Raw genomic sequence first — 22,140 nt, 5'->3', positions numbered from 1 at the left:
GGTTTACGGTCGCCCCTAATCGGCCGGGGACAGGTCCACCCCGCGCAGCAACTGGGCGTTGAGCGCCACGATGACCGTCGACAGGCTCATCAGCACCGCGCCCACCGCCGGGGCCAGCACGATCCCGACCGGCGCCAGCACACCCGCCGCCAGCGGCACCGCGAGCACGTTGTACCCCGCCGCCCAGACCAGGTTCTGGATCATCTTGCGGTAGCTCGCCCGCGACAGCCTGCGCACCGCCACCACACCCCGCGGGTCGTCGGAGGCCAGGACCACACCCGCCGACTCGATGGCCACGTCGGTGCCCGCGCCGATCGCGATGCCGACGTCGGCCCGGGCCAGCGCGGGGGCGTCGTTGACGCCGTCGCCGACCATCGCGACCGTGCGGCCGCGCTCCTGGAGGTCGCGCACCACCGCGTCCTTCTGGTCCGGCAGGACCTGGGCGAACACCTCGTCCAGCCCCAGGTCGGCGGCGACCGCGTCGGCCACGTTGCGGGCGTCGCCGGTGACCATCGCCACCGAGATCCCCTGACCCCTGAGCCGCCGGACGGCCTCACGCGACTCCGGCCGCACCTCGTCGGCCAGGGCCAGCGCCCCGGCGACCTCCTCCCCCGCGATCACGTGCAGCACCGTCGCGCCCCGCTCGCGCCAGGGCCGGGTGCGCTCCTCCAGCTCCCGCGGCTCGGTCAGCTCCAGGGACTCCAGCAGTGCGGGACCGCCCACGTGCACGGTCCGGCCGTCCACCTCGGCCCGCACCCCGCGCCCGGTCAGCGACCGGAAGCCGGTGGCGGCCGGCACCCCGCCGGCGTCCTCGGCGGCCCGCACGACGGCCCTGGCCAGCGGGTGCTCGGAGTCGGCCTCGACCGCCCCCGCCAGGGCCAGCACCCGGGCGGCGTCCCCGCCGGGGACCGCGGCGTGGTCGACGACGGCCGGGGCGCCCTTGGTCAGGGTGCCGGTCTTGTCGAACAGGACGGTGTCCACCAGGCGGGTGCGCTCCAGGGCCAGCCGGTCCTTGACGAGGATGCCGTTGCGCGCCGACAGCGCCGTGGAGATCGCGATGACCAGCGGGATCGCCAGCCCCAGCGCGTGGGGGCAGGCGATGACCAGCACCGTCACGGTCCGCTCGACGGCCTCGGTGGCCTCGCCCAGCGCCGACCAGACGACGGCGGTGACGATCGCGGCGCCCAGCGCGAACCAGAACAGCAGCCCCGCGGCGCGGTCGGCCAGCACCTGGGAGCGGGAGGTGGAGGACTGCGCCTCGGCGACCAGCCGCTGGATGCCCGCCAGCGCGGTGTCCTCCCCGACCGCGTCCACCCGGACGCGGACCGCGGAGTCGGTGGCCACGGTCCCGGCGACCACCCGGTCGCCCTCGCCGCGGGTGACGGTGCGGGACTCGCCGGTGATCATGGACTCGTCCACGGCCGCCGCGCCCTGTACGACGGTGCCGTCCGCGGGCACCCGGCCGCCGGAGCGGACCAGCACGGTGTCGCCGGTGCGCAGGTCGGCGATGGCGACCTCCTCGACCGCGCCGTCGGCGCCGACGCGCTCGGCGCGGTCCGGCAGCAGCGCGGCCAGCGCCTCCAGGGCGCCGGACGCCTGGCCCAGCGCGCGCATCTCCAGCCAGTGGCCGAGCAGCATCACCACGACCAGCAGGACCAGCTCCCACCAGAAGTCGAGCGCCATGCCCACCACGCCGAAGGTGGCCAGCAGGCTGGAGCCGAAGGCGACGGTGATGGCCATCGCGACCAGGGTCATCATCCCCGGCCTGCGCGCTTTGAGCTCGTCCGCGACCCCGGACAGGAACGGCCAGCCGCCGTAGAGGTAGACGACGGTGCCCAGCACCGGCGGGATCCAGGTCAGGGGCTCGGCCACGTGGTAGCCCAGCCACCCGGAGACCATGTGGCTGGTGAACACCACGGGGAGGCTGAGCAGCAGGCTCCACCAGAACCGCGTCCGGAACACCGCCGCGTGGTCCCCGTGCCCGCCGCCGTGCCCCATGTGCCCGGAGTGGCCGCCGTGACCCGTGTGCCCGGCGTGTTCACCCTCGTCGGCGTGCCCCTCACCATGGCCGGAACGGCCCGCGTGGCCGACGTGTCCGCGGTGTTCGGTGTGGCCTGAGGGCTCTGAGGGCTCGGGGTGGTCCGAGCCGGCGTCGGATTCGGCGTGACCGGTGTGGGCGGTGGCGCCGTGGTCCGGGCGGGGCGCGGGGACGCCGGGCGGGGCGGGGGCGTCGCGGCGCCCGCCGGAGCGGTGGCCGTCGTGGTCGTGTGCGCTCATGTCACTCTCCTCTCCCCCGGAACATACCCAGGAGGGGTATCCTCCGAACGGATCGCCGCGCCGCATGGCCTTCACCCCCCGCAAGCGATATACCCCCTGCCGGTATTCCCGCCGGAGACGGCGCGGACCGGGACCGCCGGCGCCCGGGCCGGAAAAAGGGGGGCGCGGACCGTTCCGGTCCGCGCCCCCCGCCGGGGCCTCAGGAGGCGGTCGCCGCCTCCTCGCCCTCGTGCCCGTACCAGGGCCACCACTCGGCGGTGCGCCCGTGCGGGAACATCCGGTCCAGCCGGATCGTCAGCCGCAGCACGAACCCGCCCGCGATCATCCCGGCCACCAGGTCCGAGAACCAGTGGAAGTGCAGATAGATCGACACCGCCGACTGCAGCAGCGCGATCGCGACGATGGTGTATCCCAGCCGCCGGATGACGTGCGGCCGGGCCGCGCCGAAGCTGATGATCATGTACAGGACGAGCCCGTAGATGAGGATCGCGTTGGACCCGTGCCCCGAGGGGAACGCCACGTTCCCCGCCCCGGCGAAGAAGTCCGGGTCGTAGTGCTTGGCGTGGCCGCGGTTGATGGCCAGCTTCATGATCGAGACCATCGACATGACGCCGACCACGCCCACGGCGCTCAGCACGATCGGCCGCCAGCTGCGGTGCCAGTAGGCCAGCTGGAGCGCCACCACCCCCAGCACCGGCAGGGCCACGTAACGGGAGGCCACGTTGTCGGGCCAGTGGATCAGGGGCTCGCGCAGCACCTCGAAGTAGGGCCGGTGGAACTCGTTGAGGAAGTTGTCCAGCGGGTGCAGCGGCCCCGCGGCGAGCATCGTCACCACGATGAGCGCGACCGCGAGGATGATCGCGATGCGGTCCGAGGCCAGACCCCATGCGATCTCGCTCACGCTGGGCCACTTGACCGCGCGGACGACCGGGAGCCCCGGCTTGGGCGGGACCTCGCGCACGACGGGGATGGAGCCGCTGTAGGGCCCCGCCACCGGAGTGGTCCTCTTTTCCCTGTCGTGCGTCGTGGTCACGTGTCTCGCCCTCGGATGCCGGGTCCTTGAAGAGTGCGTCATGTGCTCAGTGCTGTCTCACGTGTCGTGGGCTCGCCTGTGGCACTTGGCCGGGGGAAGGGCTGGCCGCGGATTGCCGGAAACGGGGTTCCCCGGATCCTCGGGTCGATCGTTCGGCGGGGGACCTTCCCCCACCCTCCGTTCGACGGCCGAACCTTCGGGCCGGTTCACGGAGGTTCCGTGAACACCGCCCCTGGGCAGGTCCGGCGCGCGAGGACCGCAGAGGGCTCGTCTGCGATTCTGCGATTCGTCGTCTACTCCAGCGGTGCCCCCGCACCGCTTCATGTCCCGAGCGCGGTTCACGGCGCTCTCGGTCGGTCCTTCGCCGTCGCTCGTGTCATGCCCGCGCGACTTGGTGTGAACATTGCCGACAGACGAGCCTACCTGGACACTTCCCCCCGTTGGTGGTGCGGACGGTCAAGTGTGATCCTTCTACCTCGGACTTTGCCTCACGCCCGGATACTGGACGCGGGCGGTTCACCGCCATGCGACATGTTCGTGAGCTTTCTGTTAGCAGTTCGAGTCCGCTCGGCGAGGCGGCTCCCGCGCGTGTGGCAATCTTCAAGGAGTTTCCAGACGACGAGTGGAGCGGCCGCGGCGCACGCGGCCGCGGACGGGAAGGGCCCTGGATGGTCGACCTGCCGAGGTTGCCGGATGATCCCTCGAAGCTGGCGCGCGAGCCGCTGCGGGAGCAGATCCGGCAGGTCCTGGTCGAGGGCCTGTTGTCCGGCCGCTGGCAGCCGGGCGAGCGCATCGTCGAGCGCCGGATCGCCACGGAGCTGCGGGTCAGCCAGGCCCCGGTGCGCGAGGCGCTGCGCGAGCTGGAGACGCTGCGGCTGATCGAGACGGTGCCCAACAAGGGCGCCCGGGTGCGCGACTTCGGCGTCCGGGACATGGCCGAGATCTATCCGGTGCGCGCCGGGCTGGAGCTGGTGGCCGCCGAGCTGGCGGCCCCGCGCCTGCGGGCGGACCCCTCCCCCCTGGAGCGCGAGGTGGGCCTGCTCAAGCGGGCGACCGCCGAGGGCGACGTGTCCGGGCAGATCAAGCACAGTGTGGAGTTCCACCGGGAGGTCGTGCGAGCGGCCGACAACAGCGTGCTGCTGCACACCTGGGAGTCGCTGGGCGTGGAGGTGTGGACGGCGCTGTCGGTGCGCTGGCTGAACATGGAGCTGCACGCCAAGGCCGCCGACCACGACCAGATCACCAAGGCGTTCCGCGAAGGGGACTCCCAGGTGGGGCGGATGCTGAGCGACCACGTGCTGAACTACGTCGAGGCCGCCCTGAGGTCGAACGAGGGCGCGCACTGACCCCGGGCGCCCGCGCCCCGGCCCCCGGCCCGTCCGGGGGGACCCCGCCCGACATGGGCCTTTACCGTCGATGACCGCCCCTCTCGGGTCAAGGTTCCGGTATCTGGCGTAAAGTCTTATTGATCGATCATCGATCAGACCGTAGAGTGTGGCGCGACGCACGTCACAGTGAACACCGACCCTTACGGGCGTCCGGAATCGTTCATCCGGCCGGTGAACGAACCCGGGACTCCCGACGCCGCACCCCTTCCCCACCTCATGCTTAGCGCGCAGGAGACCGGGAAGCATGCGATGAGGGGTCCGGTGACAACCGCATACGAGACCCCGCGAGCCTTCGCGTCCGGGGGAGGACGAGCCACGCTCCCCAGGACGCACCCCGACAGCCACAGGAGCGCCGCCGCCGTTGAGCCCGGCGGTGGCGCACGTCCGGAGCCGCGCCCGACAGCGCGGCCCCGGCGGGCCCTCGCACCGCGGCCCACAGGCCGTGGTGCCGGGCCTCTCGTACGTAGAAAGGCACACCATGGCTGACACCACGGCCAAGCCGAAGGGCGCCGCCGCCAGGTCCTCCGGGACCCGGCGCCGAGGCCGCAAGAACACCTCCCCCGGCCTCGGCGACGAGAAGCCCGAGGAGCTCCTGGACTACTACCGCCGGATGCTCTTCATCCGCCGCTTCGAGGAGCGCACCGCCCAGGCCTACACGCAGGCGCGGATCGGCGGCTACTGCCACCTCAACCTGGGCGAGGAGGCGACCGTCGTCGGCCTGCTCGACGCGCTCCGCCCGGACGACTACCTCTTCACGAACTACCGCGACCACGGGTACGCGATCGAGAAGGGCATGGACCCCAAGAAGGTCATGGCCGAGCTCTACGGGCGCGCCGACGGCGTCTCCAAGGGCTGGGGCGGGTCCATGCACATGTACGACACCGCCACCCGGATGCTCGGCGGCTACGGCATCGTCGGCGGGCAGCTGCCGCTGGCCACCGGTGCCGCGCTGGCCATCTCCTACCGCGGCGGCGACGAGGTCGTCATGTGCCAGATGGGCGACGGCACCACCAACATCGGCGCCTGGCACGAGTCGCTCAACATCGCCAAGCTGTGGAACCTGCCGATCGTGTTCGTGGTGATCAACAACTTCACCGGCATGGGCACCACCGTCGAGATGTCCTCCGCCGAGCCCGAGCTGTACAAGCGCGGCTCCGCCTTCCGCATCGAGGGCGTGCGCGTGGACGGCCGCGACGTGCTCGCGGTCCGCGACACCGCCGCCGAGCTGGTCGAGCGGGCCCGCAAGGAGCAGACCCCGTTCCTGCTGGAGGCGTGGAGCTACCGGCAGAAGGGCCACTCCGTCGTGGACCCCGCCAAGTACCGCACCGAGGAGCAGTGGGAGCAGGCGCGGGCCGACGAGAACGACCCGATCACCCTCTTCGAGGCGAAGCTGGCCGAGGCCGGCGTGCTCACCGACGAGCTGCGGGAGGAGATCGCCGCCTCGGTGAAGGCCGAGGTCGCCGAGGCCGCGGACTTCGCCGAGAACAGCCCGCACCCGGACGTGTCGACCCTCTTCGACTACACGTACGCCACCCCGGTCCCGAACGAGTCGCGGCGCATGCCGGCCGACCCGGTGTTCGCAGAGTAGAGAAGGACGACGACACATGTCTGTGATCACCTACCGTCAGGCCCTGCGCGACACGCTGCGCGCCGAGATGGTCCGTGACGAGAACGTCCTCGTCATGGGCGAGGAGATCGGCGTCTTCGAGGGGTCGTACAAGATCACCGAGGGCCTGCTCAAGGAGTTCGGCCCCCGCCGGGTCAAGGACACCCCCATCGCCGAGGAGGGGTTCGTCGGCGCCGCCATCGGTGCGGCGATGCTGGGCCTGCGCCCGGTCGTCGAGCTGATGACCATCAACTTCTCGCTGATCGCGATCGACCAGATCATCAACCACGCCGCCAAGATCTACGGCATGTTCGGCGGGCAGACCAGCGTTCCCATGGTCATCCGCACGCCGGGCGGCGGCGGCCAGCAGCTCGGCGCGACCCACTCGCAGAACATCGAGCTGTTCTACTCCTTCATCCCGGGCCTGAAGGTGCTCGCCCCGAGCACCCCCGCCGAGGCCTCGTCGATGCTGCGCGCGGCCATCCGCGACGACGACCCGGTGCTGTTCCTGGAGAACCTGGGCCTGTACAACACCAAGGGCGAGGTCCCCGAGGACTACGCCCAGCCGGAGAACGACGACGTCGCGACCATCGGCCGCGCCGCCGTCACCCGCGAGGGCTCCGACATCACCCTCATCGGCTACTCCCGGATGGCCATGGTCGCCACCCAGGTCGCCGAGAAGCTCGCCCAGGAGGACATCAGCGTCGAGGTCGTCGACCTGCGCAGCCTCCGCCCCCTCGACCGCCAGACCTTCGTGGACTCGGTCAAGAAGACCGGCGCCGCCGTCATCTGCGAGGACGACTGGCTCACCTACGGGATCGGCGCGGAGATCGCCGCGTCCATCCAGGAGGGCGCCTTCGACTACCTGGACGCCCCCGTGCGACGGGTGGCCATGGCGGAGGTCCCGATGCCCTACGCCAAGCCGCTCGAGACCGCGGCCCTGCCGTCCGTCGAGTCGATCAGCACCGCCATCAAGGAGACCCTGAGCGCCGTCGGCAAGCGGGTCGGGTAGAGGGAGTTCCAGTCCATGAGCGAGATCTACATGCCGCGCCTCTCCGACACCATGGAGGAAGGCGTCATCAGCACCTGGGTCAAGAAGGTGGGCGACAAGGTCGCCTCCGGTGACGTCCTGGTCGAGATCGAGACCGACAAGGCCGTCATGGAGTACGAGGCCTACGAGGACGGCTTCCTGGTCAAGCAGGCGGTGTCCGAGGGCGAGACGGTACCGATCGGCGCCGTCATCGGTGTGATCGCCGATTCCCCGGACGCCGTGCCCGACGACTCCGGAGCCCCCGCGGCCGAGGAGGGGTCCGGCGAGCAGGCCGAGGAGAAGCCCGCCGAGCCCGCGGCCGCCGCCCCGAAGGAGCCCGCCGCGGAGGAGGCCCCGGCCCCCGCCGGGACCCCGTCCGGTGACGGTGAGCGTCCGCGCACCTCCCCGCTGGCCCGCCGGCTGGCCAAGGAGTACGGCCTGGACATCACCAAGATCAAGGGCTCCGGCCCGCGCGGCCGCATCGTGCGCGCCGACATCGAGGCCGCCGCCAAGGAGGGCGCCGGCGCCGAGGCGGCGGCCCCCGCCGCCCAGGCCGCCCCCGCACCCGCGGCTCCGGCCGCCCCGGCGGCGCAGGCCCCGTCCTTCGACGACGGCCGCGCCTCCGAGGAGGTGCCGGTCGGCAACGTGCGCAAGGTGATCGCGCGCCGCCTGACCGAGAGCAAGCAGCAGGTCCCGCACTTCTACCTGCGCCGGACCATCGACGCCGAGGCGCTGAAGACCTTCCGCGGGCAGATCAACGAGCAGTTGGCGAGCACCGGGGCGAAGATCAGCTTCAACGACCTCATCGTCAAGGCGAGCGCCACGGCGCTGAAGCTGCACCCGGCGGTCAACTCCTCGTGGGTCGACGGCAGGCTGCTCAAGCACGGGCGGATCAACGTCGGCGTCGCCGTCGCGGTCGACGCCGGGCTGGTGGTGCCGGTCCTGCACGACACCGACAAGGCCACCCTGTCGGAGATCTCGTCCCGCACCCGCGAGCTGGCGGGCAAGGCCCGGGACGGCAAGCTCAAGCCGCAGGAGATGAGCGGCGGCACGTTCAGCGTGTCCAACCTGGGCATGTTCGGCGTGGACAGCTTCTCCGCCGTGATCAACCCGCCGGAGGCGGCGATCCTGGCGGTCGGCGCGATGCGCCAGGAGGCCGTGGTCGTGGACGGCGAGATCGCCGTCCGCAACCGGATCTCCCTGGAGCTGTCGGTGGACCACCGCGCGGTGGACGGCGCCGTCGGCGCCGCGTTCCTCAAGGACCTCGCGGAGATCCTCGAGGAGCCGATGCGGATCATCCTCTAGCAGTGCAGAGCACGGACGCCCCGGCCGGGTCCTCCCGGCCGGGGCGTCTGCGGATAGTCTGCTCGGGTGTTCGAGACAACGGCGTGGAGGGAGCGCGCGCCCCGCCTCGTGCGAAGCGCGAGGGCCGTCGACGCCCTGCTCCCCGCGGCACTCGTGGCCCTGTCCTTCGTCCCCGGGATCGCCCACCAGGGGGTCGACCTGGCGGAACTGCCGGACGACCGGACCCTGGACCCCCTGGGCCTGGCCCTCATCGCCGCCCAGGCCGCACCCCTCGTCCTCCGGCGCCGGTTCCCCGTCGCCTGCCTGGTCGCGGTCGCCGCCGCGTTCACCGCCTTCCAGCTGCTGCGCTACCCCGACGCCTTCGCCTCCCTCGCGCTGCTCGTGGCCCTGTACACCGTCGGCACGCGCCCGCCGCGCCGCCCCGCTCCGGTGGCCGCGGGCGCGCTCGCCGCCTACGCGCTCGTCTGCTGCTGCCTGTACCTCTCGGGCTCGCCCACCACCGCGGCCGACTACCTCGCCTTCGGCCTCGTCCTGGCCGCGTGCTGCGCCCTCGGCCGGTGGGTGCGCGCCCGCGCCCTGGACGCCGAGGAGCGCCGCCGCCGCGCGGAGGCGGACGCCGCAGCCGCCGAACGGGCCCGTATCGCCCGCGACCTGCACGACGTCGTCACCCACCACGTCACCTCGATGGTGGTCCAGGCCGACACCGCGGGCTATCTGCTCGGCCGCTCCGACGGAGTGGGGAGCACCCTGGCCGGCATCGGGGAGACGGGGCGGCGCGCCCTGGACGACCTCCGGCACCTGCTCGGCGTCCTGGACCCGCGCGAGGACCCGGCCGGCCCCTCCCTCGGTGGGCTCGCCGGCCTCGTCGAGCGCTCCCGCGGCGCGGGGCAGAGCGTGGACCTGGTCGAGGACGGCGAGCCCCGGCCGATGCTCCCCCGGCAGGAGGAGGCCCTGTACCGCGTCGTCCAGGAGTCCGTCACGAACGCGCTCAAGCACGCGCCCGGCGAGCACGTCGTCGTCCGCATCGAGCACGGGGACGAGGCGGTCGGCGCCCGGATCACCACCGGGGGCGGCGCGCCCCCGGCCGAGGGGGCCGGTCCGCCCCGCCCCCGCTCCGGCGGCGGCCGCGGCCTGACGGGCCTGCGGGAGAGGGTCGGCGCCGTCGGCGGGGAACTGCGCGCGGGCCCCTCCGACGACGGGGGCTTCACAGTGCACGCCATCGTCCCCCGGGGGGAAACGTGAACGGTTCGCCCATCCGCGTCGTGGTCTGCGAGGACGACGAGGCGGTGCGCACCGGGTACGCCGCGGTGCTCGACGCCCAGCCCGACATGGCCGTGGTGGGACAGGCCGGTGACGGCGCCGAAGCGGTGAACGTCATCCGGGACCTGCGCCCCGACGTCGCGGTGATGGACGTCCACATGCCCCGCCTGAGCGGCATCGAGGCGACCGCCCTCCTGGCGGGCCCGCCGGACCCCCACCCGGTGCGGATCCTGGTGGTGACGACCTTCAACCTGGACGAGTACGTCTACGAGGCGCTGCGGGCGGGCGCCAGCGGGTTCCTGCTGAAGGACGCCCCGCTGCACGAGCTGATCGCGGGCGTGCGCACGGTCGCCCGGGGGGAGGCGCTGCTGTCACCGGCGGTGACCCGGCGGCTCATCGGCGAGTACGCCCTGCGCGTCCGCCCCGCCGACCCGGCCCCGCCCGCGGTGCTCCCCGAGCCGCTGACCGAGCGCGAGCACGAGGTGCTGCTCCTCATGGCGGAGGGGCTGTCCAACGGGGAGATCGCCGAGCGGATGACGGTCGCGCACGAGACCGTCAAGACCCACGTGTCGCGGATCCTCACCAAGCTCCGGCTGCGCGACCGGGTCCAGGCCGTCGTGTTCGCCTACCGCTCGGGACTGGTGCGCCAGGGCTGAGGGGCGGATCCCCCTCGAGAGCCACCGGATCGCGCTCGCGCGGGTGATGTGGCCGCCGGGTCCCCCTTCCTAGCCTGGAAGCCGGTCGGAGCGCCCCCGCGCCCCGCGTTCCAGGAAGTGGTCCCGACATGTCCCCTGACGCCGTACCCGCGTCCAACCCCAGCAGATTCCGGCCGACGGTCCTGCGCTCGGTGCTCCTCCTGCTCCTGGTCGGAGCCCTGGCCGCGCTCCTCTCGGGCGTGACGGACGCGGTGGGCGCGTCGGTGTGGGCGCTGCCCCTCGGAGTCGCGGCGGCGGCCCTCGGCCTATGGGCCTACCGGCTCGCGATCCGCCGGATCGAGGGGAGGGAGCCGCTGGAGCTCTCCCGGAAGGGGGCGGTCCGCGGCCTCGGATGGGGGACGGCGGCCGGGTTCGGCGTGTTCGCCGCGACCATCGCGGCCATCGCCGTCCTCGGGGGCTACCGGGTCACCGGCTGGGGGTCGTTCGAGGCGTTCCTCGCCGTGTGCGGGCTGATGTGCGCGGTCGCGGTGGCGGAGGAGCTGCTGTTCCGCGGGGTCGTCTTCCGCCTCGTGGAGGAGGCCGCCGGGACCTGGGGCGCGCTCGCCGTGAGCTCCGTGCTCTTCGGCGGGCTCCACCTGGTGAACCCGAACGCGACCCTGTGGGGAGCGCTGGCCATCACCCTGCAGGCCGGCCTCATGCTGGGCGCCGCCTACGCCGCCACGCGTTCCCTGTGGCTGCCGATCGGCCTGCACTTCGGCTGGAACACGACGCAGGCGGGGGTCTTCGGCACCGCCGTCTCCGGTAGCGAGGACGCGTTCGCCGGGCTGTTGACCGGGGAGGCGGGCGGGCCCGCCGCGATCAGCGGGGGCGCCTTCGGTCCCGAGGGCAGTGTCTTCGCCGTGTTGTTCTGTGGCGCGGTCACGGTGTACCTCCTGCGCGTGGCCCACCGCAGGGGCCACATCGTGCCCCGGCGCTCCCGCCGGGCCTGAAGCGCGGTGCCGCCGACCGGTCGCGTCCGGCGGTCCCCGGCCGGGTAGGGTCCGCGCATGGCCCACATCCTGCACATGACCGAGCTGGAACGCTGGAAGGCCGGCGGCGACGTCGAGGCCGACTCCCTGGCGGAGGAGGGCTTCGTGCACGCCTCGCCCGACGAGAAGACCCTGCTGGCGGTCGCCGACGCCTTCTACGCCGCGGCGACCGGTCCCCTGGTCGCGCTGGTCGTGGACACCGGCGTGCTGGACTCGCTGGGGGTGGAGACCCGCTGGGAGGCCGCCGCCCCGGCACCGCCGCCCGGGGCGGACGACGGCGTCCTGTTCCCCCACGTGTACGGCGCGATCCCCCGGGAGGCGGTGGTGGCGGTCCGCCACCTGCGGCGCGCCCCCGACGGCCGGTTCACCGTTGTCCGGGAGCACCCGGCGGCCGCGGAGGCACCGGATCCGCTCCCCCGCCCCGAGGGCGGGTGACACCGGCGGTCCCGGACCGCGTCGGCGCGGTTCCGCCCCGACGGGCGGTCCGGCCCCGGCGGCCGGAACCGTGGGGTGCCCGACCGTTGCGGCCGCGGGGCCCCGGCTACCGTGGGTTCTCCGACGGACGGCGCGGAATCCACGGGGGGACGATGGCGGGGGCTGCGGAGCGGATGCCCGAGGCGGCGGGAGCGGTGCCGGCCGCAGCGACCTGGGGGCTGCTCGCCGCCTGGGCCGTCCACGACCTGGAGGAGCTGGTCGCCATCCCCGGCTGGTCCCGCCGCGCCCGTCCGCGCCTGCGGCGCGAGCTGCCGTGGGTCCCGGAGCGGGTCTGGGACCGGCTGGACGTCTCCCCCGCGCACAACGCCGCCGCCATCGGACTGATGGGCGCGGTGGTGGCCGCCGCCGCGGCCGACGGGGCGCGCACCGGCGGACGGAGCGGTTTCTACCAGACGGTGCTCCTGGGCTTCGGCGTGCACGCCGTGGTCCACGTGGCGCAGTCCGCCGCCACACGCGGGTACACACCCGGAGCGGTGACGGCGCCGCTGGTGGTCGCGCCCTTCTCGCTGTGGGCGTGGTCGCGGCTGCGCGCGGCCGGGGTGCCCGCCGCACGGGGCGGTGGGCCCGCCGCGATCGCCGCGCTCCCGGCGGCACTGGGCGCGGTGCACGGGCTGGCCGCGCTGCTCACGCGCGGCCGCCGCGGGAAGGAGTAGGAACAGGGGGTACGGCGCCGTCCGGTCAGATGCGGCCGGACTGCTGCGGCCCCGCCGACTGGTGGGACCCCATCGACTGCTGCGGTCCCATCGGCTGCTGCGGTCCCGTCGGGTACCGCCCCTGGCCGGGGTCGTGCTCCACGCCCGGACGCGGGATCGGACCGGTGTCGCGCAGGTCGCTGTGGTTGCCGACGCTGGGCGGGCTGGTGTGCCGGACCTTGCCCTTGTCGATGCCCAGGATCCGGTTCAGGTAGCCCTTCTTGCCGACCACGAACCAGGCGATCGCCCCGAAGAACGGGAACCAGAGGATGAAGATCACCCACAGGAGCTTGCCCCCCGCGGTGGTGTTGCCGTCGACGACCGCCGAGATGACGGCGGCGACCAGCAGGACCAGGAGCGCCAGGGCCACGGCGGCGATCACGATGCCCGTGACGCCGGCCATCCAGCCGAAGGCCGTGTCGACCGGGTCCGTCACCGTGTTCGCCAGGGCCATGCGTTCCATGAGGTGCTCGACCATGTCTCCCCCAAGCATGTCGTGAGCATGTCAACACGTAGCGTAATCACCATGGGTGCATACTCACCCTCATTTCACGGTTTTCGGGCGTTTCCTTGGAACGGGATCGGCGGGCTACTCATCGGTACCACCCCCCACCAGCGCTTTCCGCTGCTTTACTGAGAGGCATGGGCTCTCCTCCCCTCGCAGCGCTCCCGATCCGTCACCCTCTCCCGGCGGTCGCACAAGGTCCGCGGGGCTCCGGGATCGCGCGGTCGTGACCAGGAAACCCCGCTACGTCTGGCTGGCCGACCAACTCCGCGCCCCCATCCTGCGCGGCGACATGCCCCCCGGGACCAGGCTGCCCTCGCGCACCCGCCTGGCCCGGAGCTACCGGGTGAGCGAGCAGATCTCCCGCACCGCGCTGCGGCTGCTGGTCACCGAGGGCCTGGTGGAGGCCCGCCCCGGTTCCGGCTACTACGTCCGCGACGTCCCCGACGTCTTCCGGATCTGCCGCACCGACTCCACCTCCGGATCCGGCCTGGGCCGCCTGGCCCGCGAACCCCTGGGCACCGAGCAGGAGCCAGGCACGACGCCGATCGTCGAGCGGCTCGGCCTGCGCGAGGGCGAACCGGTGTACACCACCACGTCGCGCGGGCTGTCCGCGGACCGGCCCATCACCCTGCACCGCTCCTGGGAGCCCGCCTCGCTCACCGTCGGGACACTGCGCACCCCCTACGACGCCTCCCCCGACGCGGGCCTGCTCGAACGCCTCGGGTCGGCCGGACACCCCGTCGACCGGGTCGTGGAGGAGGTCGGGGTGCGGGTGCTGCGCGACTCCGAGGCCGCCCTGCTCGGCTCCGCCCCGGGCATCCCCGTCCTGGTCGTGGAGCGCACCCACTACAGCGGCAACCGCCCGGTGGAGACCTCCGACCTCATCGGCACCGCCGACCAGTGTCGACTCCTCTACAAACTGACACTGGCCCGGCCCCGCCCGCCGCGCGGGCGCGCCTGACCCCGGCCCCGGACACGCGAAAGGGGCGGCCGCCGCGGCGACCGCCCCCGAAGAACCGTCAGCGGCTCAGGAGGTGAACTCCTGCGCGACGACCTCCGCGATCTGCGCGGTGTTGAGCGCGGCGCCCTTGCGCAGGTTGTCCCCGCACAGGAACAGGTCCAGCGACGTCGGGTCGTCCAGCGACTGCCGGATGCGGCCCACCCAGGTCGGGTCGGTGCCCACCACGTCGGCCGGCGTCGGGAACTCGCCCTTGGCCGGGTCGTCCAGGACGGCCACGCCCTCGGCCTTGCCCAGCAGCTCGCGGGCGGCGTCGGCGGTGACCTCCTGGGAGAAGGTGGCGTGCACGGTCAGCGAGTGGGTGGTGATGACCGGGACGCGGACACAGGTGGCGGTGACCCGCAGGTCGGGCAGGCCCAGGATCTTGCGGGACTCGTTGCGGACCTTCAGCTCCTCGGAGGACCAGCCGTCGTCCTTGAGCGAGCCCGCCCACGGCACGACGTTGTAGGCCAGCGGCGCCGGGAACGGGCCCAGCTCCGCCACGGCGCCGCGGACGTCGCCGGCCTTCTCGCCCAGGGTGCGGTCCGCGGCGACCGCGGCCATCTGGTCGCGCAGGACGTCGATGCCCTCCTGGCCGGCGCCGGACGCCGCCTGGTAGGAGGAGACCACCAGGTCGGTGACGCCGTAGGTGCGGTGCAGCGCGCCGATGGCGACGATCATCGACAGGGTGGTGCAGTTGGGGTTGCTGATGATGCCGCGCGGCCGGTTGCGGACCTGCTCGGCGTTGACCTCGGGCACCACGAGCGGGACGTCGGGGTCCATGCGGAAGGCGCCGGAGTTGTCGACGGCGACCGCGCCGCGGGCGGCGGCGATCGGCGCCCACTCCTTGGAGACCTCGTCGGGCACGTCGAACATGGCGACGTCGACGCCGTCGAAGACCTCCGGGGCCAGGGCCTGGACCACGACCTCCTCGCCGCGCACCCGCAGCACCTTGCCGGCGCTGCGCGCGGAGGCGATGAGGCGGATCTCGCCCCAGACGTTCTCGCGCTGGGTGAGGATGTCGAGCATGACGGTGCCGACGGCGCCGGTCGCGCCGACGACGGCCAGGGTGGGAAGACGGTTGCTCATCGGCCGGTACCTCCGTAGACGACGGCCTCGACCTGGTCTGCGTCGAGCTGGAACTCGGTGTGGGCGGCCTGGACGGCCGAGTCGATCTGGTCCTCCGTCACGATGACGGAGATGCGGATCTCCGAGGTGGAGATCATCTCGATGTTGGTGCCCGACCCCGCGATGGCGTCGAAGAAGCGGGCGGTGACCCCGGGGTAGGAGCGCATGCCGGCGCCGACCAGGGAGACCTTGCCGATCTTGTCGTCGTAGCGCAGCGCCTCGAAGCCGACCTTGTCCTGGACCTTCTTCAGGGCGGCCAGGGCCTGCTTGCCGAAGTCCTTGGGGACCGTGAAGGAGATGTCGGTGCGGGAGGTCGAGACCGCCGACACGTTCTGCACGATCATGTCGATGTTGATCTCGGCGTCGGCGAGGGCCTTGAAGATCGTCGCGGCCTCACCGACCTTGTCCGGGACCCCGACGACGGTGACCTTGGCTTCGCTCCGGTCGTGGGAGACCCCGGAGATGATCGGCTGTTCCATGCCTTCGCTTTCCTCGACTTCCGAAACGATCCAGGTCCCGGGCTTCTGGCTGAACGACGAGCGGACGTGCAGGGGGATGTTGTACCGCCGCGCGTACTCCACGCAGCGCAGGTGCAGGATCTTGGTCCCGCTGGCGGCCATCTCCAGCATCTCCTCGTAGGAGACCTGGGGGATGCGCCGGGCGCTGGGGACGATGCGCGGGTCGGCGGTGAACACGCCGTCCACGTCCGAGTAGATCTCGCAGGCGTCCGCCTCCAGGGCGGCGGCCAGGGCCACGGCGGTGGTGTCCGAGCCCCCGCGCCCCAGGGTGGTGATGTCCTTGCTGTCCTGGGAGACGCCCTGGAACCCGGCGACGATGCAGATCGCGCCCTCGTCCACGGCCTCCTTGATACGGCCGGGCGTGACGTCGATGATCTTGGCGTTGCCGTGCAGGGACGTGGTGATCACGCCCGCCTGCGAGCCCGTGAACGACCGCGCCTCGAAGCCCAGGTTGGCGATGGCCATGGCGACCAGGGACATGGACATGCGCTCACCCGCGGTGAGGAGCATGTCGAGTTCGCGCGCCGGCGGCATCGGGGACACCTGCTCGGCGAGGTCGATCAGCTCGTCGGTGGTGTCGCCCATGGCCGAGACCACGACGACGACGTCATATCCCGCTTTTTTCTGAGCGACGATCCGCTGGGCTACTCGCTTGATGGCTTCCGCGTCGGCCACGGAAGACCCACCGTACTTCTGCACGATCAAGGCCACGGTCGATGCTCCTGAGGAGTTGGGTTCACAGAGGATTGCAATGGAGTGTAACCGGCGGCGCCCTCGTCACCCCGTCCCACCTGGGACGTAGCGGTTCGGGCGTACCGGCGCACCGGGCACGGGTTACCCGATGATCCGGAGAGTACTCATATTTCAGCTCGGTTACGGCGAAATGTGAGCTAGAACTCCAGGCTGCGGCGCCCCTCGAAGGCGCGTCCCAGAGTGACCTCGTCGGCGTATTCGAGATCGCCGCCGACGGGAAGGCCGCTGGCCAACCGGGTCACTGTGAGACCCATGGGTTTGACCAGGCGGGCGAGGTAGGTGGCGGTCGCCTCCCCCTCGAGATTGGGGTCGGTCGCCAGGATCAGCTCGGTGACCTCGCCGTCGGCGAGGCGTTTCATGAGCTCCTTGATGCGCAGGTCGTCCGGGCCGACGCCCTCGATCGGGCTGATGGCCCCGCCCAGGACGTGGTAGCGGCCGCGGAACTCGCGGGTGCGCTCGATGGCGACGACGTCCTTGGACTCCTCGACCACGCAGATGACGGCGGGGTCGCGGCGGGGGTCACGGCAGATCCGGCACTGCTCCTCTTCTGCGACGTTGCCGCAGACGGAGCAGAAGCGCACCTTCTCCTTGACCTCGACCAGCGCGCCGACCAGGCGCTTGACGTCCGCGTGCTCGGCGGAGAGCAGGTGGAAGGCGATGCGCTGCGCGCTTTTCGGACCGACGCCGGGCAGCCGCCCGAGCTCGTCGATCAGATTCTGCACCGCGCCTTCGTACATCGCCCGCTCACTTCGGTCGGACCGTGTTCGACGGGGCGGTCCGTCACCCCTCTACCACCACCGTATAGGGAACGACGACCTTCCGCGTACGCGTCGGGTCGCCGTCGTGCGATGCCGGGTCCGTTCCGGCCCGCCCGCCCGAACCCGGTCCCCCGTCCCCGGCGGGCGTCCCGGGGCCGCGGGCCGTCGGCCGGGGGCGGCGGGCCGGCGTCGAACAGGGTCCGGGCGGGCCGGAGCGGGGGTGCGGTGAGGCGCGGCCTAGAAGCCGGGCAGGCCGGGCATGCCGCCGCCCAGGCCCTGGGTGAGCGGGCCCATCTTCTCCTGCTGGAGCCGCTCGACCTGCGCCTCGGCGTCGCGGATGGCCGCCAGGACCAGGTCCGCGATGGTCTCGACGGTCTCCGAGGCGTCGTCGGCGTCCACGGCGTCGGGGGAGATGGTGATGTTCTCGACCTGTCCGCGCCCGCTCAGCTTGACCTTGACCAGGCCGCCGCCGGAGGTGCCCTCCACCTCGGCGTCCTCCAGGGCCTGCTGGGCCTCCACGAGCTGCTGCTGCATCTGCTGGGCCTGCTGGAGCAGGGCCTGCATGTCCATTCCGCCAGGGTTCACGGCCGTCTCCTCGTCGCACCCGCGGTACCGGGTCTCGGTGTCATGTCCGTATGTCCGTTGCCTGTGAGGGTAACCGGTTCCGGGGCGGTGGGCGGGCGCGTGGCGGCCCGGGCCGCGACGGCCTCGCCGATGACCGCGTCCAGGGAGGCGCGGGTCTTCTCCAGGGAGCGGATGGCCGCCTCGATGCGCTCGCGCTCCGCCCAGAACATGTCGATCAGGTCGGGGGCGGGCTCACCGATCTCGTTGGCGTACATGCAGGGCAGGATGCCGCGGACGGTGTCGCTGTTGAGCCCGGCCGCGTACAGGCAGCGGATGCGCTCGACGCGTTCGACGCTCTCCTCGGCGTACTCCCGGTGACCGCCCGGGGAGCGGGTGGAGGCCAGCAGGCCCTGGTCCTCGTAGTAGCGCAGGGAGCGGGGGCTGGCCCCGGTCCGCCGGGCGAGTTCACCGATCCTCATCGCGCCCCCTCTTGTGAGTCGTGACACAAAGACTTGAATCTGACATCCGTGTCAGATTTTACGCTCACGGCATGACGACGACAACGACTCGGACCGAAGCGGCCGCCCTCCCGACCGGCCACCCGCTGCTCGCCTCCTACGACCTGTCCGGCCTGGCCCTGCCCAACCGGGTGCTCATGGCCCCCATGACCCGGCTGCGCGCCGACGCGCACGGGGTCCCCACCCCGCTCATGGCCGAGTACTACCGCCAGCGCGCCGGGGCCGGGCTCATCGTCTCGGAGGGGATCGCCCCGGTGGCCGGCGGGCGCATCCACCCCCTCCAGCCCGGGCTGGACACCGCCGGGCAGATCGACGGGTGGCGAACGGTGACCGGGGCCGTGCACGCGGCCGGCGGACGGATCTTCGCGCAGCTCATGCACGGCGGACGCAACTCCCACCCCGCGAACCTCCCCGGCGGGGGGACCCCGGTCGCGCCCTCGGCGGTCGCCGCCGCCGACCGGGTGCACACCCTGGACGGCAAGGCGGACCCGGTGGTCCCGCGGGCGCTGACCGAGGAGGAGGTGCGCGGGCTGGCGGAGGGCCACGCGGAGGCGGCCCTCCGTGCGGTGAGCGCCGGGTTCGACGGGGTCGAGATCCACGGGGCGAACAGCTACCTCGTCCACCAGTTCCTGGCCGACGGCACCAACCTGCGCGCCGACCGGTACGGCGGGTCCGTCGCGGGGCGCATCCGGTTCGCGGTGGAGGCGGTCGAGGCGGCCGCCGGGGCGATCGGCGCCCACCGGGTGGGGTTGCGCATCTCCCCCGGCAACACGGAGGGTGGAATGGTGGAGCGGGACCCCGCGCCGGTGTACCACGCGCTGCTGGCGGCCCTGGCCCCGCTGGGACTGGCCTACCTGCACGTCACCGACGATCCGCGGTACCCGGCCCTGGACGACCTGCGGCCCCGGTGGGCGGGGACCCTGGTGGGCAACACCGGGGAGCACGCCGAGACCACGCAGGAGAGCGCGACCGCGCTCGTCGCCTCGGGCCGGGCCGACCTGGTGTCGGTGGGGCGGCCCTACATCTTCAACCCCGACGTGGTGGAACGCATCGCCGCCGGGGTGGCATGGACGCCGATTCTGGGAAAGGACTACCACTACGGCAGTGGTCCGCACGGATACGTGGACCTGCCCCGGCACGATGCGGTTGCGACTCTCCGATCGCCCGTTTCCACCAGGGGTAATATCGAAGAGTAGCGATAACATCACTGCCGGTTGAAATCGTGCCTCCCGGGGCACAACCGTCCCGGCGGTGCGCGCGAGCACCGCCGGTCACCGCAACAGGCACGGGGGTCGAGGACGTGTTGACCGCACGAGAGCGCCATTCGGCGCTGATCGAGGCGATGATCGCGGACGGCACCCTGGTCGACGCCTCGCTGATCGAGGCGTTCCGATCGGTGCCCCGACACCGGTTCATCCCCGAGACCGGGGCCCTGACCGCACACGGCACAGCGCTCAACGCGGCCAGCGACCCCGACCTGTGGCTGTCGGCCGTCTATGCCGACAACGCGATCGTCACCAGGGTCGACGAACCCGGCGTCCTCGCCCCCCGCGACGAGAAGCAGGACCGCGAGGAGCGGCGCGACCGGGGGGCCGGGGTGCCCGAGCAGCGGCGGTCGGCCTCCCGGGCCACCTCCTCCAGCGCGGCGCCCACAGTCCTGGCCCGGATGCTGGAGCTGGCCGACCTGGCCCGCGGGCAGAAGGTGCTGGAGGTCGGCACCGGCACCGGGTGGAACACGGCGCTGCTGGCGCACCGCCTGGGCGACTCCTCGGTGGTGTCCGTGGAGATCGACGAACGCCTGGCCCGGACCGCGCGCGAGACCCTGCGCGCCGAGGGCCGGGCCCCGGCGGTGGTCGACGGCGACGGGTACGGGGGCTGGCCGGCGGAGTCCCCCTACGACCGGATCGTCTCCTCCTGCGGGGTGCGGCGCGTCCCGCCCGCCTGGATCGACCAGCTCGTCCCCGGCGGGCTGGCCGTGTGCCCCTGGGGCCTGCTGGAGGGCACCGGCGTGCTCGCCCGCCTGGTGTGCCCCGGCGACGGGACGGCGCGGGCGACCTTCCACGGCGGCGTGGGGTTCGTGCCGCTGCGCACGCCCGGCCCCCGGCTCCCGCCGGTGCGCGACGCCGGCCAGCAGCCCGACGAGTACCGGCTCACCCAGACGGACCCGGTGGCGCCGCTGATGGCGTTCCCGTCGGCGTTCGCGCTGTCGGTGATGGTCCCCGACTGGCGGCTGCGCCGCCGCTGGATCGGGACCGGGTCCGGGGTGTGGGTGTGCGACGGCGGGGAGTCCTGGGTCCGCGTGTACCCCTACGGCACCTCGTGGATGATCGAACAGGGCGGGCCGCGCAGCATCTGGGACGAGTTCGAGGACGCCCTGGCGGAGTGGGAGCGGCTGGGGACGCCCGACCCCGACCGGTTCGGGCTGTCGGTGGACAAGGACGGGGCGCACCGGGTGTGGCTGGACTCGCCGGACCACCCCGGCTGGCCGGTCTGAGCCCGGAGCCCGTGCGGAGCGGAACGTCCGGGGACGGGATCCGCGCACGGGCGCGCTGAGCACGGGCGCCCCCGGACCGTGGCCGGTCCGGGGGCGCTCCTCTGTGTCCGGGGCGTCCGGGGAGCTCGCGCTCCCGCGGGTCCCCGGCTACTCCTTGTTCTCGCCCGAGTCCTCGGACCCGTCGGAGCCGTCCGCCTTGCTGCGCTCCTTGATCTTGCGCAGCAGGTCCTCCTTGCGGCGCTGGGCGTCGGCGCTGGGGCCGCTGGGGCCGCCCCTGCCGCCCTTGGCGGTGGAGCGGGAGACGCCCCGCCCGCCGCCCAGGCCGAGGAGATTGTCGTTGTTGCGGGCCATGGGACCTCCCCCTGGGCGAGTCCGGGCTCGCCCTGTACTGTTCCGGTCTCCAGCAGATTACCTTCAGCAAGACGATACGTCTCGTCATTTTCTGGGGCTACCGTGGGAGGTATGGCACAGACCAGCACCCCGGAGGAACCGGCCCGGCCCGCACCCGATCCCCGGCGTCGCAGCGAGCGGGCGCGCAAGGCCATCCTCGCAGCCGCGGGAGAGCTGCTGGGCGAGGTCGGGTACGCCCGGCTGACCATGGAGGCGATCGCGGCCCGGGCCCGGGTCGGGAAGCAGACCATCTACCGCTGGTGGCCGACCAAGGCCGCGGTGGTGTTCGACGTGTTCACGGAGCTGACCGGCGGGACCGCGGGCGAGCCGCTGCCGGACACCGGCGATCTCGACGCCGACCTGCGCACGGTACTCCACGCCATCGTCGACGAGTACGCCGACCCTCTCATGGACCGCGTCAACAGGGCGTTCATCGCCGAGATGCAGACCGACCCGGAACTGGCCCGAAGCGTGGCGGACCGGCTGCTGCTCCCCAACATGCGGGCGTTCCAGGACCGGCTGCTGGCGGCGCGCGAGGCCGGGCAGCTGGACGCCGGAACGGACCCCGCCCTGGCGGTGGACCTGCTGCTGGCGCCGGTGCAGCAGCGCTGGCTCATGCGGTCCGGGGAGCTGACGCACCCGTACGTGGACGCCCTGGTCGACACCGTGCTGCGGGTGCTGGGCCCCCGGGGCTGACCCGCCCGGCCGGGCCGCCGGGGCGGGTCCGTCCGGGCCGGTCCGG

At 72.8% G+C, this 22,140-nt stretch carries 21 protein-coding genes and 1 pseudogene; 13 read left to right on the top strand and 9 right to left on the bottom strand.

Translation table 11 applies throughout. From position 1 onward, the window contains the following. Positions 1-15 precede the first annotated feature (15 nt). Positions 16-1,998 carry a heavy metal translocating P-type ATPase gene (locus ACFVNO_RS11430; protein WP_378892016.1) on the bottom strand — a complete coding sequence of 661 codons (1,983 nt, stop codon included), beginning with the start codon at positions 1,996-1,998 and terminating at the stop codon, positions 16-18. 478 nt (positions 1,999-2,476) lie between these two features. Then, on the bottom strand, positions 2,477-3,238 hold the full coding sequence (locus tag ACFVNO_RS11425) for a phosphatase PAP2 family protein (RefSeq protein ID WP_370634674.1): 762 nt from the start codon (positions 3,236-3,238) through the stop codon (positions 2,477-2,479). Positions 3,239-3,978: 740 nt separating this feature from the next. Between ACFVNO_RS11425 and ACFVNO_RS11420 the strand changes: the two genes are divergently transcribed. From ACFVNO_RS11420 to ACFVNO_RS11380, 9 genes are all read left to right on the top strand, one after another. Next, on the top strand, positions 3,979-4,656 hold the full coding sequence (locus ACFVNO_RS11420; RefSeq protein WP_220563937.1) for a GntR family transcriptional regulator: 678 nt from the start codon (positions 3,979-3,981) through the stop codon (positions 4,654-4,656). Between the two features lie 520 nt (positions 4,657-5,176). Further along, positions 5,177-6,286, top strand: coding sequence for a pyruvate dehydrogenase (acetyl-transferring) E1 component subunit alpha (gene pdhA, locus ACFVNO_RS11415; protein WP_355260682.1), 1,110 nt, complete (start codon positions 5,177-5,179; stop codon positions 6,284-6,286). 16 nt (positions 6,287-6,302) lie between these two features. Continuing rightward, positions 6,303-7,316, top strand: coding sequence for an alpha-ketoacid dehydrogenase subunit beta (locus tag ACFVNO_RS11410; protein ID WP_220563939.1), 1,014 nt, complete (start codon positions 6,303-6,305; stop codon positions 7,314-7,316). 15 nt (positions 7,317-7,331) lie between these two features. After that, a complete protein-coding gene (locus ACFVNO_RS11405) occupies positions 7,332-8,639 on the top strand; it encodes a dihydrolipoamide acetyltransferase family protein (protein ID WP_378891678.1) in 1,308 nt (435 codons plus the stop codon). 66 nt (positions 8,640-8,705) lie between these two features. Beyond that, positions 8,706-9,881: a sensor histidine kinase gene (locus ACFVNO_RS11400; protein WP_378891675.1), complete on the top strand. Its 1,176-nt coding sequence runs from the start codon at positions 8,706-8,708 to the stop codon at positions 9,879-9,881. Continuing rightward, on the top strand, positions 9,878-10,555 hold the full coding sequence (locus tag ACFVNO_RS11395) for a response regulator (RefSeq protein ID WP_378891672.1): 678 nt from the start codon (positions 9,878-9,880) through the stop codon (positions 10,553-10,555). The genes ACFVNO_RS11400 and ACFVNO_RS11395 overlap by 4 nt, the downstream gene beginning before the upstream one ends. Positions 10,556-10,683: 128 nt before the next feature. Further along, positions 10,684-11,544, top strand: a complete 861-nt coding sequence (locus tag ACFVNO_RS11390) for a CPBP family intramembrane glutamic endopeptidase (RefSeq protein ID WP_378891669.1) — start codon at positions 10,684-10,686, stop codon at positions 11,542-11,544. A gap of 57 nt (positions 11,545-11,601) precedes the next feature. Beyond that, positions 11,602-12,018, top strand: a complete 417-nt coding sequence (locus ACFVNO_RS11385) for a DUF952 domain-containing protein (RefSeq protein WP_355260667.1) — start codon at positions 11,602-11,604, stop codon at positions 12,016-12,018. A gap of 152 nt (positions 12,019-12,170) precedes the next feature. Further along, positions 12,171-12,731: an HXXEE domain-containing protein gene (locus ACFVNO_RS11380; RefSeq protein ID WP_355260664.1), complete on the top strand. Its 561-nt coding sequence runs from the start codon at positions 12,171-12,173 to the stop codon at positions 12,729-12,731. 172 nt (positions 12,732-12,903) lie between these two features. On the opposite strand, the pseudogene ACFVNO_RS11375 reads toward ACFVNO_RS11380, so the two are convergent. Further along, positions 12,904-13,173: pseudogene (locus tag ACFVNO_RS11375) on the bottom strand (PLD nuclease N-terminal domain-containing protein); the annotation flags it as partial. Positions 13,174-13,501: 328 nt separating this feature from the next. Between ACFVNO_RS11375 and ACFVNO_RS11370 the strand changes: the two are divergent. After that, positions 13,502-14,239, top strand: coding sequence for a GntR family transcriptional regulator (locus ACFVNO_RS11370; protein WP_355260661.1), 738 nt, complete (start codon positions 13,502-13,504; stop codon positions 14,237-14,239). Between the two features lie 66 nt (positions 14,240-14,305). On the opposite strand, the gene ACFVNO_RS11365 is transcribed toward ACFVNO_RS11370, so the two are convergent. The 5 genes from ACFVNO_RS11365 to ACFVNO_RS11345 form a co-directional block, all read right to left on the bottom strand. Then, complete coding sequence (locus tag ACFVNO_RS11365; RefSeq protein ID WP_220563946.1) at positions 14,306-15,364, bottom strand: aspartate-semialdehyde dehydrogenase; 1,059 nt, start codon at positions 15,362-15,364, stop codon at positions 14,306-14,308. Beyond that, a complete protein-coding gene (locus tag ACFVNO_RS11360; protein ID WP_220563947.1) occupies positions 15,361-16,632 on the bottom strand; it encodes an aspartate kinase in 1,272 nt (423 codons plus the stop codon). The genes ACFVNO_RS11365 and ACFVNO_RS11360 overlap by 4 nt, the downstream gene beginning before the upstream one ends. A gap of 179 nt (positions 16,633-16,811) precedes the next feature. Beyond that, positions 16,812-17,411: a recombination mediator RecR gene (gene recR, locus ACFVNO_RS11355; protein WP_220563948.1), complete on the bottom strand. Its 600-nt coding sequence runs from the start codon at positions 17,409-17,411 to the stop codon at positions 16,812-16,814. A gap of 258 nt (positions 17,412-17,669) precedes the next feature. Further along, positions 17,670-18,002 carry a YbaB/EbfC family nucleoid-associated protein gene (locus ACFVNO_RS11350; RefSeq protein WP_378892012.1) on the bottom strand — a complete coding sequence of 111 codons (333 nt, stop codon included), beginning with the start codon at positions 18,000-18,002 and terminating at the stop codon, positions 17,670-17,672. 11 nt (positions 18,003-18,013) lie between these two features. Beyond that, entirely contained in the window at positions 18,014-18,475 is a 462-nt protein-coding gene (locus ACFVNO_RS11345) for a MerR family transcriptional regulator (RefSeq protein ID WP_355260654.1), read from the bottom strand. 71 nt (positions 18,476-18,546) lie between these two features. Here ACFVNO_RS11345 and ACFVNO_RS11340 point away from each other — a divergent pair, with 71 nt between their 5' ends. Beyond that, complete coding sequence (locus ACFVNO_RS11340; RefSeq protein ID WP_355260651.1) at positions 18,547-19,710, top strand: alkene reductase; 1,164 nt, start codon at positions 18,547-18,549, stop codon at positions 19,708-19,710. Positions 19,711-19,817: 107 nt separating this feature from the next. Then, complete coding sequence (locus ACFVNO_RS11335) at positions 19,818-21,008, top strand: rRNA adenine N-6-methyltransferase family protein (protein WP_355260648.1); 1,191 nt, start codon at positions 19,818-19,820, stop codon at positions 21,006-21,008. A gap of 147 nt (positions 21,009-21,155) precedes the next feature. Here the strand turns inward: ACFVNO_RS11335 and ACFVNO_RS11330 are convergent, their stop codons facing one another. After that, positions 21,156-21,359, bottom strand: a complete 204-nt coding sequence (locus tag ACFVNO_RS11330; RefSeq protein WP_355260645.1) for a DUF6243 family protein — start codon at positions 21,357-21,359, stop codon at positions 21,156-21,158. A 111-nt stretch (positions 21,360-21,470) separates the two neighbouring features. Here ACFVNO_RS11330 and ACFVNO_RS11325 point away from each other — a divergent pair, with 111 nt between their 5' ends. Next, positions 21,471-22,094 carry a TetR/AcrR family transcriptional regulator gene (locus tag ACFVNO_RS11325; RefSeq protein ID WP_355260642.1) on the top strand — a complete coding sequence of 208 codons (624 nt, stop codon included), beginning with the start codon at positions 21,471-21,473 and terminating at the stop codon, positions 22,092-22,094. Positions 22,095-22,140 lie beyond the last annotated feature (46 nt).

Source organism: Nocardiopsis sp. NPDC057823 (genome assembly GCF_042797335.1).
Lineage (GTDB): Bacteria > Actinomycetota > Actinomycetes > Streptosporangiales > Streptosporangiaceae > Nocardiopsis > Nocardiopsis changdeensis.
The sequence above is the reverse complement of the archived record's forward strand: the minus strand, read 5'-3'. Positions and strand labels throughout refer to the sequence as shown.

Coding starts and splice junctions, on each gene's coding strand:
- ACFVNO_RS11350 (WP_378892012.1), bottom strand. CDS start 18,002: ATGGACATGCAGGCCCTGCTCCAGCAGGCCCAGCAGATGCAGCAGCAG.
- ACFVNO_RS11420 (WP_220563937.1), top strand. CDS start 3,979: ATGGTCGACCTGCCGAGGTTGCCGGATGATCCCTCGAAGCTGGCGCGC.
- ACFVNO_RS11340 (WP_355260651.1), top strand. CDS start 18,547: ATGACGACGACAACGACTCGGACCGAAGCGGCCGCCCTCCCGACCGGC.
- ACFVNO_RS11365 (WP_220563946.1), bottom strand. CDS start 15,364: ATGAGCAACCGTCTTCCCACCCTGGCCGTCGTCGGCGCGACCGGCGCC.
- ACFVNO_RS11325 (WP_355260642.1), top strand. CDS start 21,471: ATGGCACAGACCAGCACCCCGGAGGAACCGGCCCGGCCCGCACCCGAT.
- ACFVNO_RS11345 (WP_355260654.1), bottom strand. CDS start 18,475: ATGAGGATCGGTGAACTCGCCCGGCGGACCGGGGCCAGCCCCCGCTCC.
- ACFVNO_RS11330 (WP_355260645.1), bottom strand. CDS start 21,359: ATGGCCCGCAACAACGACAATCTCCTCGGCCTGGGCGGCGGGCGGGGC.
- ACFVNO_RS11430 (WP_378892016.1), bottom strand. CDS start 1,998: ATGGGGCACGGCGGCGGGCACGGGGACCACGCGGCGGTGTTCCGGACG.
- ACFVNO_RS11380 (WP_355260664.1), top strand. CDS start 12,171: ATGGCGGGGGCTGCGGAGCGGATGCCCGAGGCGGCGGGAGCGGTGCCG.
- ACFVNO_RS11405 (WP_378891678.1), top strand. CDS start 7,332: ATGAGCGAGATCTACATGCCGCGCCTCTCCGACACCATGGAGGAAGGC.
- recR (WP_220563948.1), bottom strand. CDS start 17,411: ATGTACGAAGGCGCGGTGCAGAATCTGATCGACGAGCTCGGGCGGCTG.
- ACFVNO_RS11390 (WP_378891669.1), top strand. CDS start 10,684: ATGTCCCCTGACGCCGTACCCGCGTCCAACCCCAGCAGATTCCGGCCG.
- pdhA (WP_355260682.1), top strand. CDS start 5,177: ATGGCTGACACCACGGCCAAGCCGAAGGGCGCCGCCGCCAGGTCCTCC.
- ACFVNO_RS11385 (WP_355260667.1), top strand. CDS start 11,602: ATGGCCCACATCCTGCACATGACCGAGCTGGAACGCTGGAAGGCCGGC.
- ACFVNO_RS11410 (WP_220563939.1), top strand. CDS start 6,303: ATGTCTGTGATCACCTACCGTCAGGCCCTGCGCGACACGCTGCGCGCC.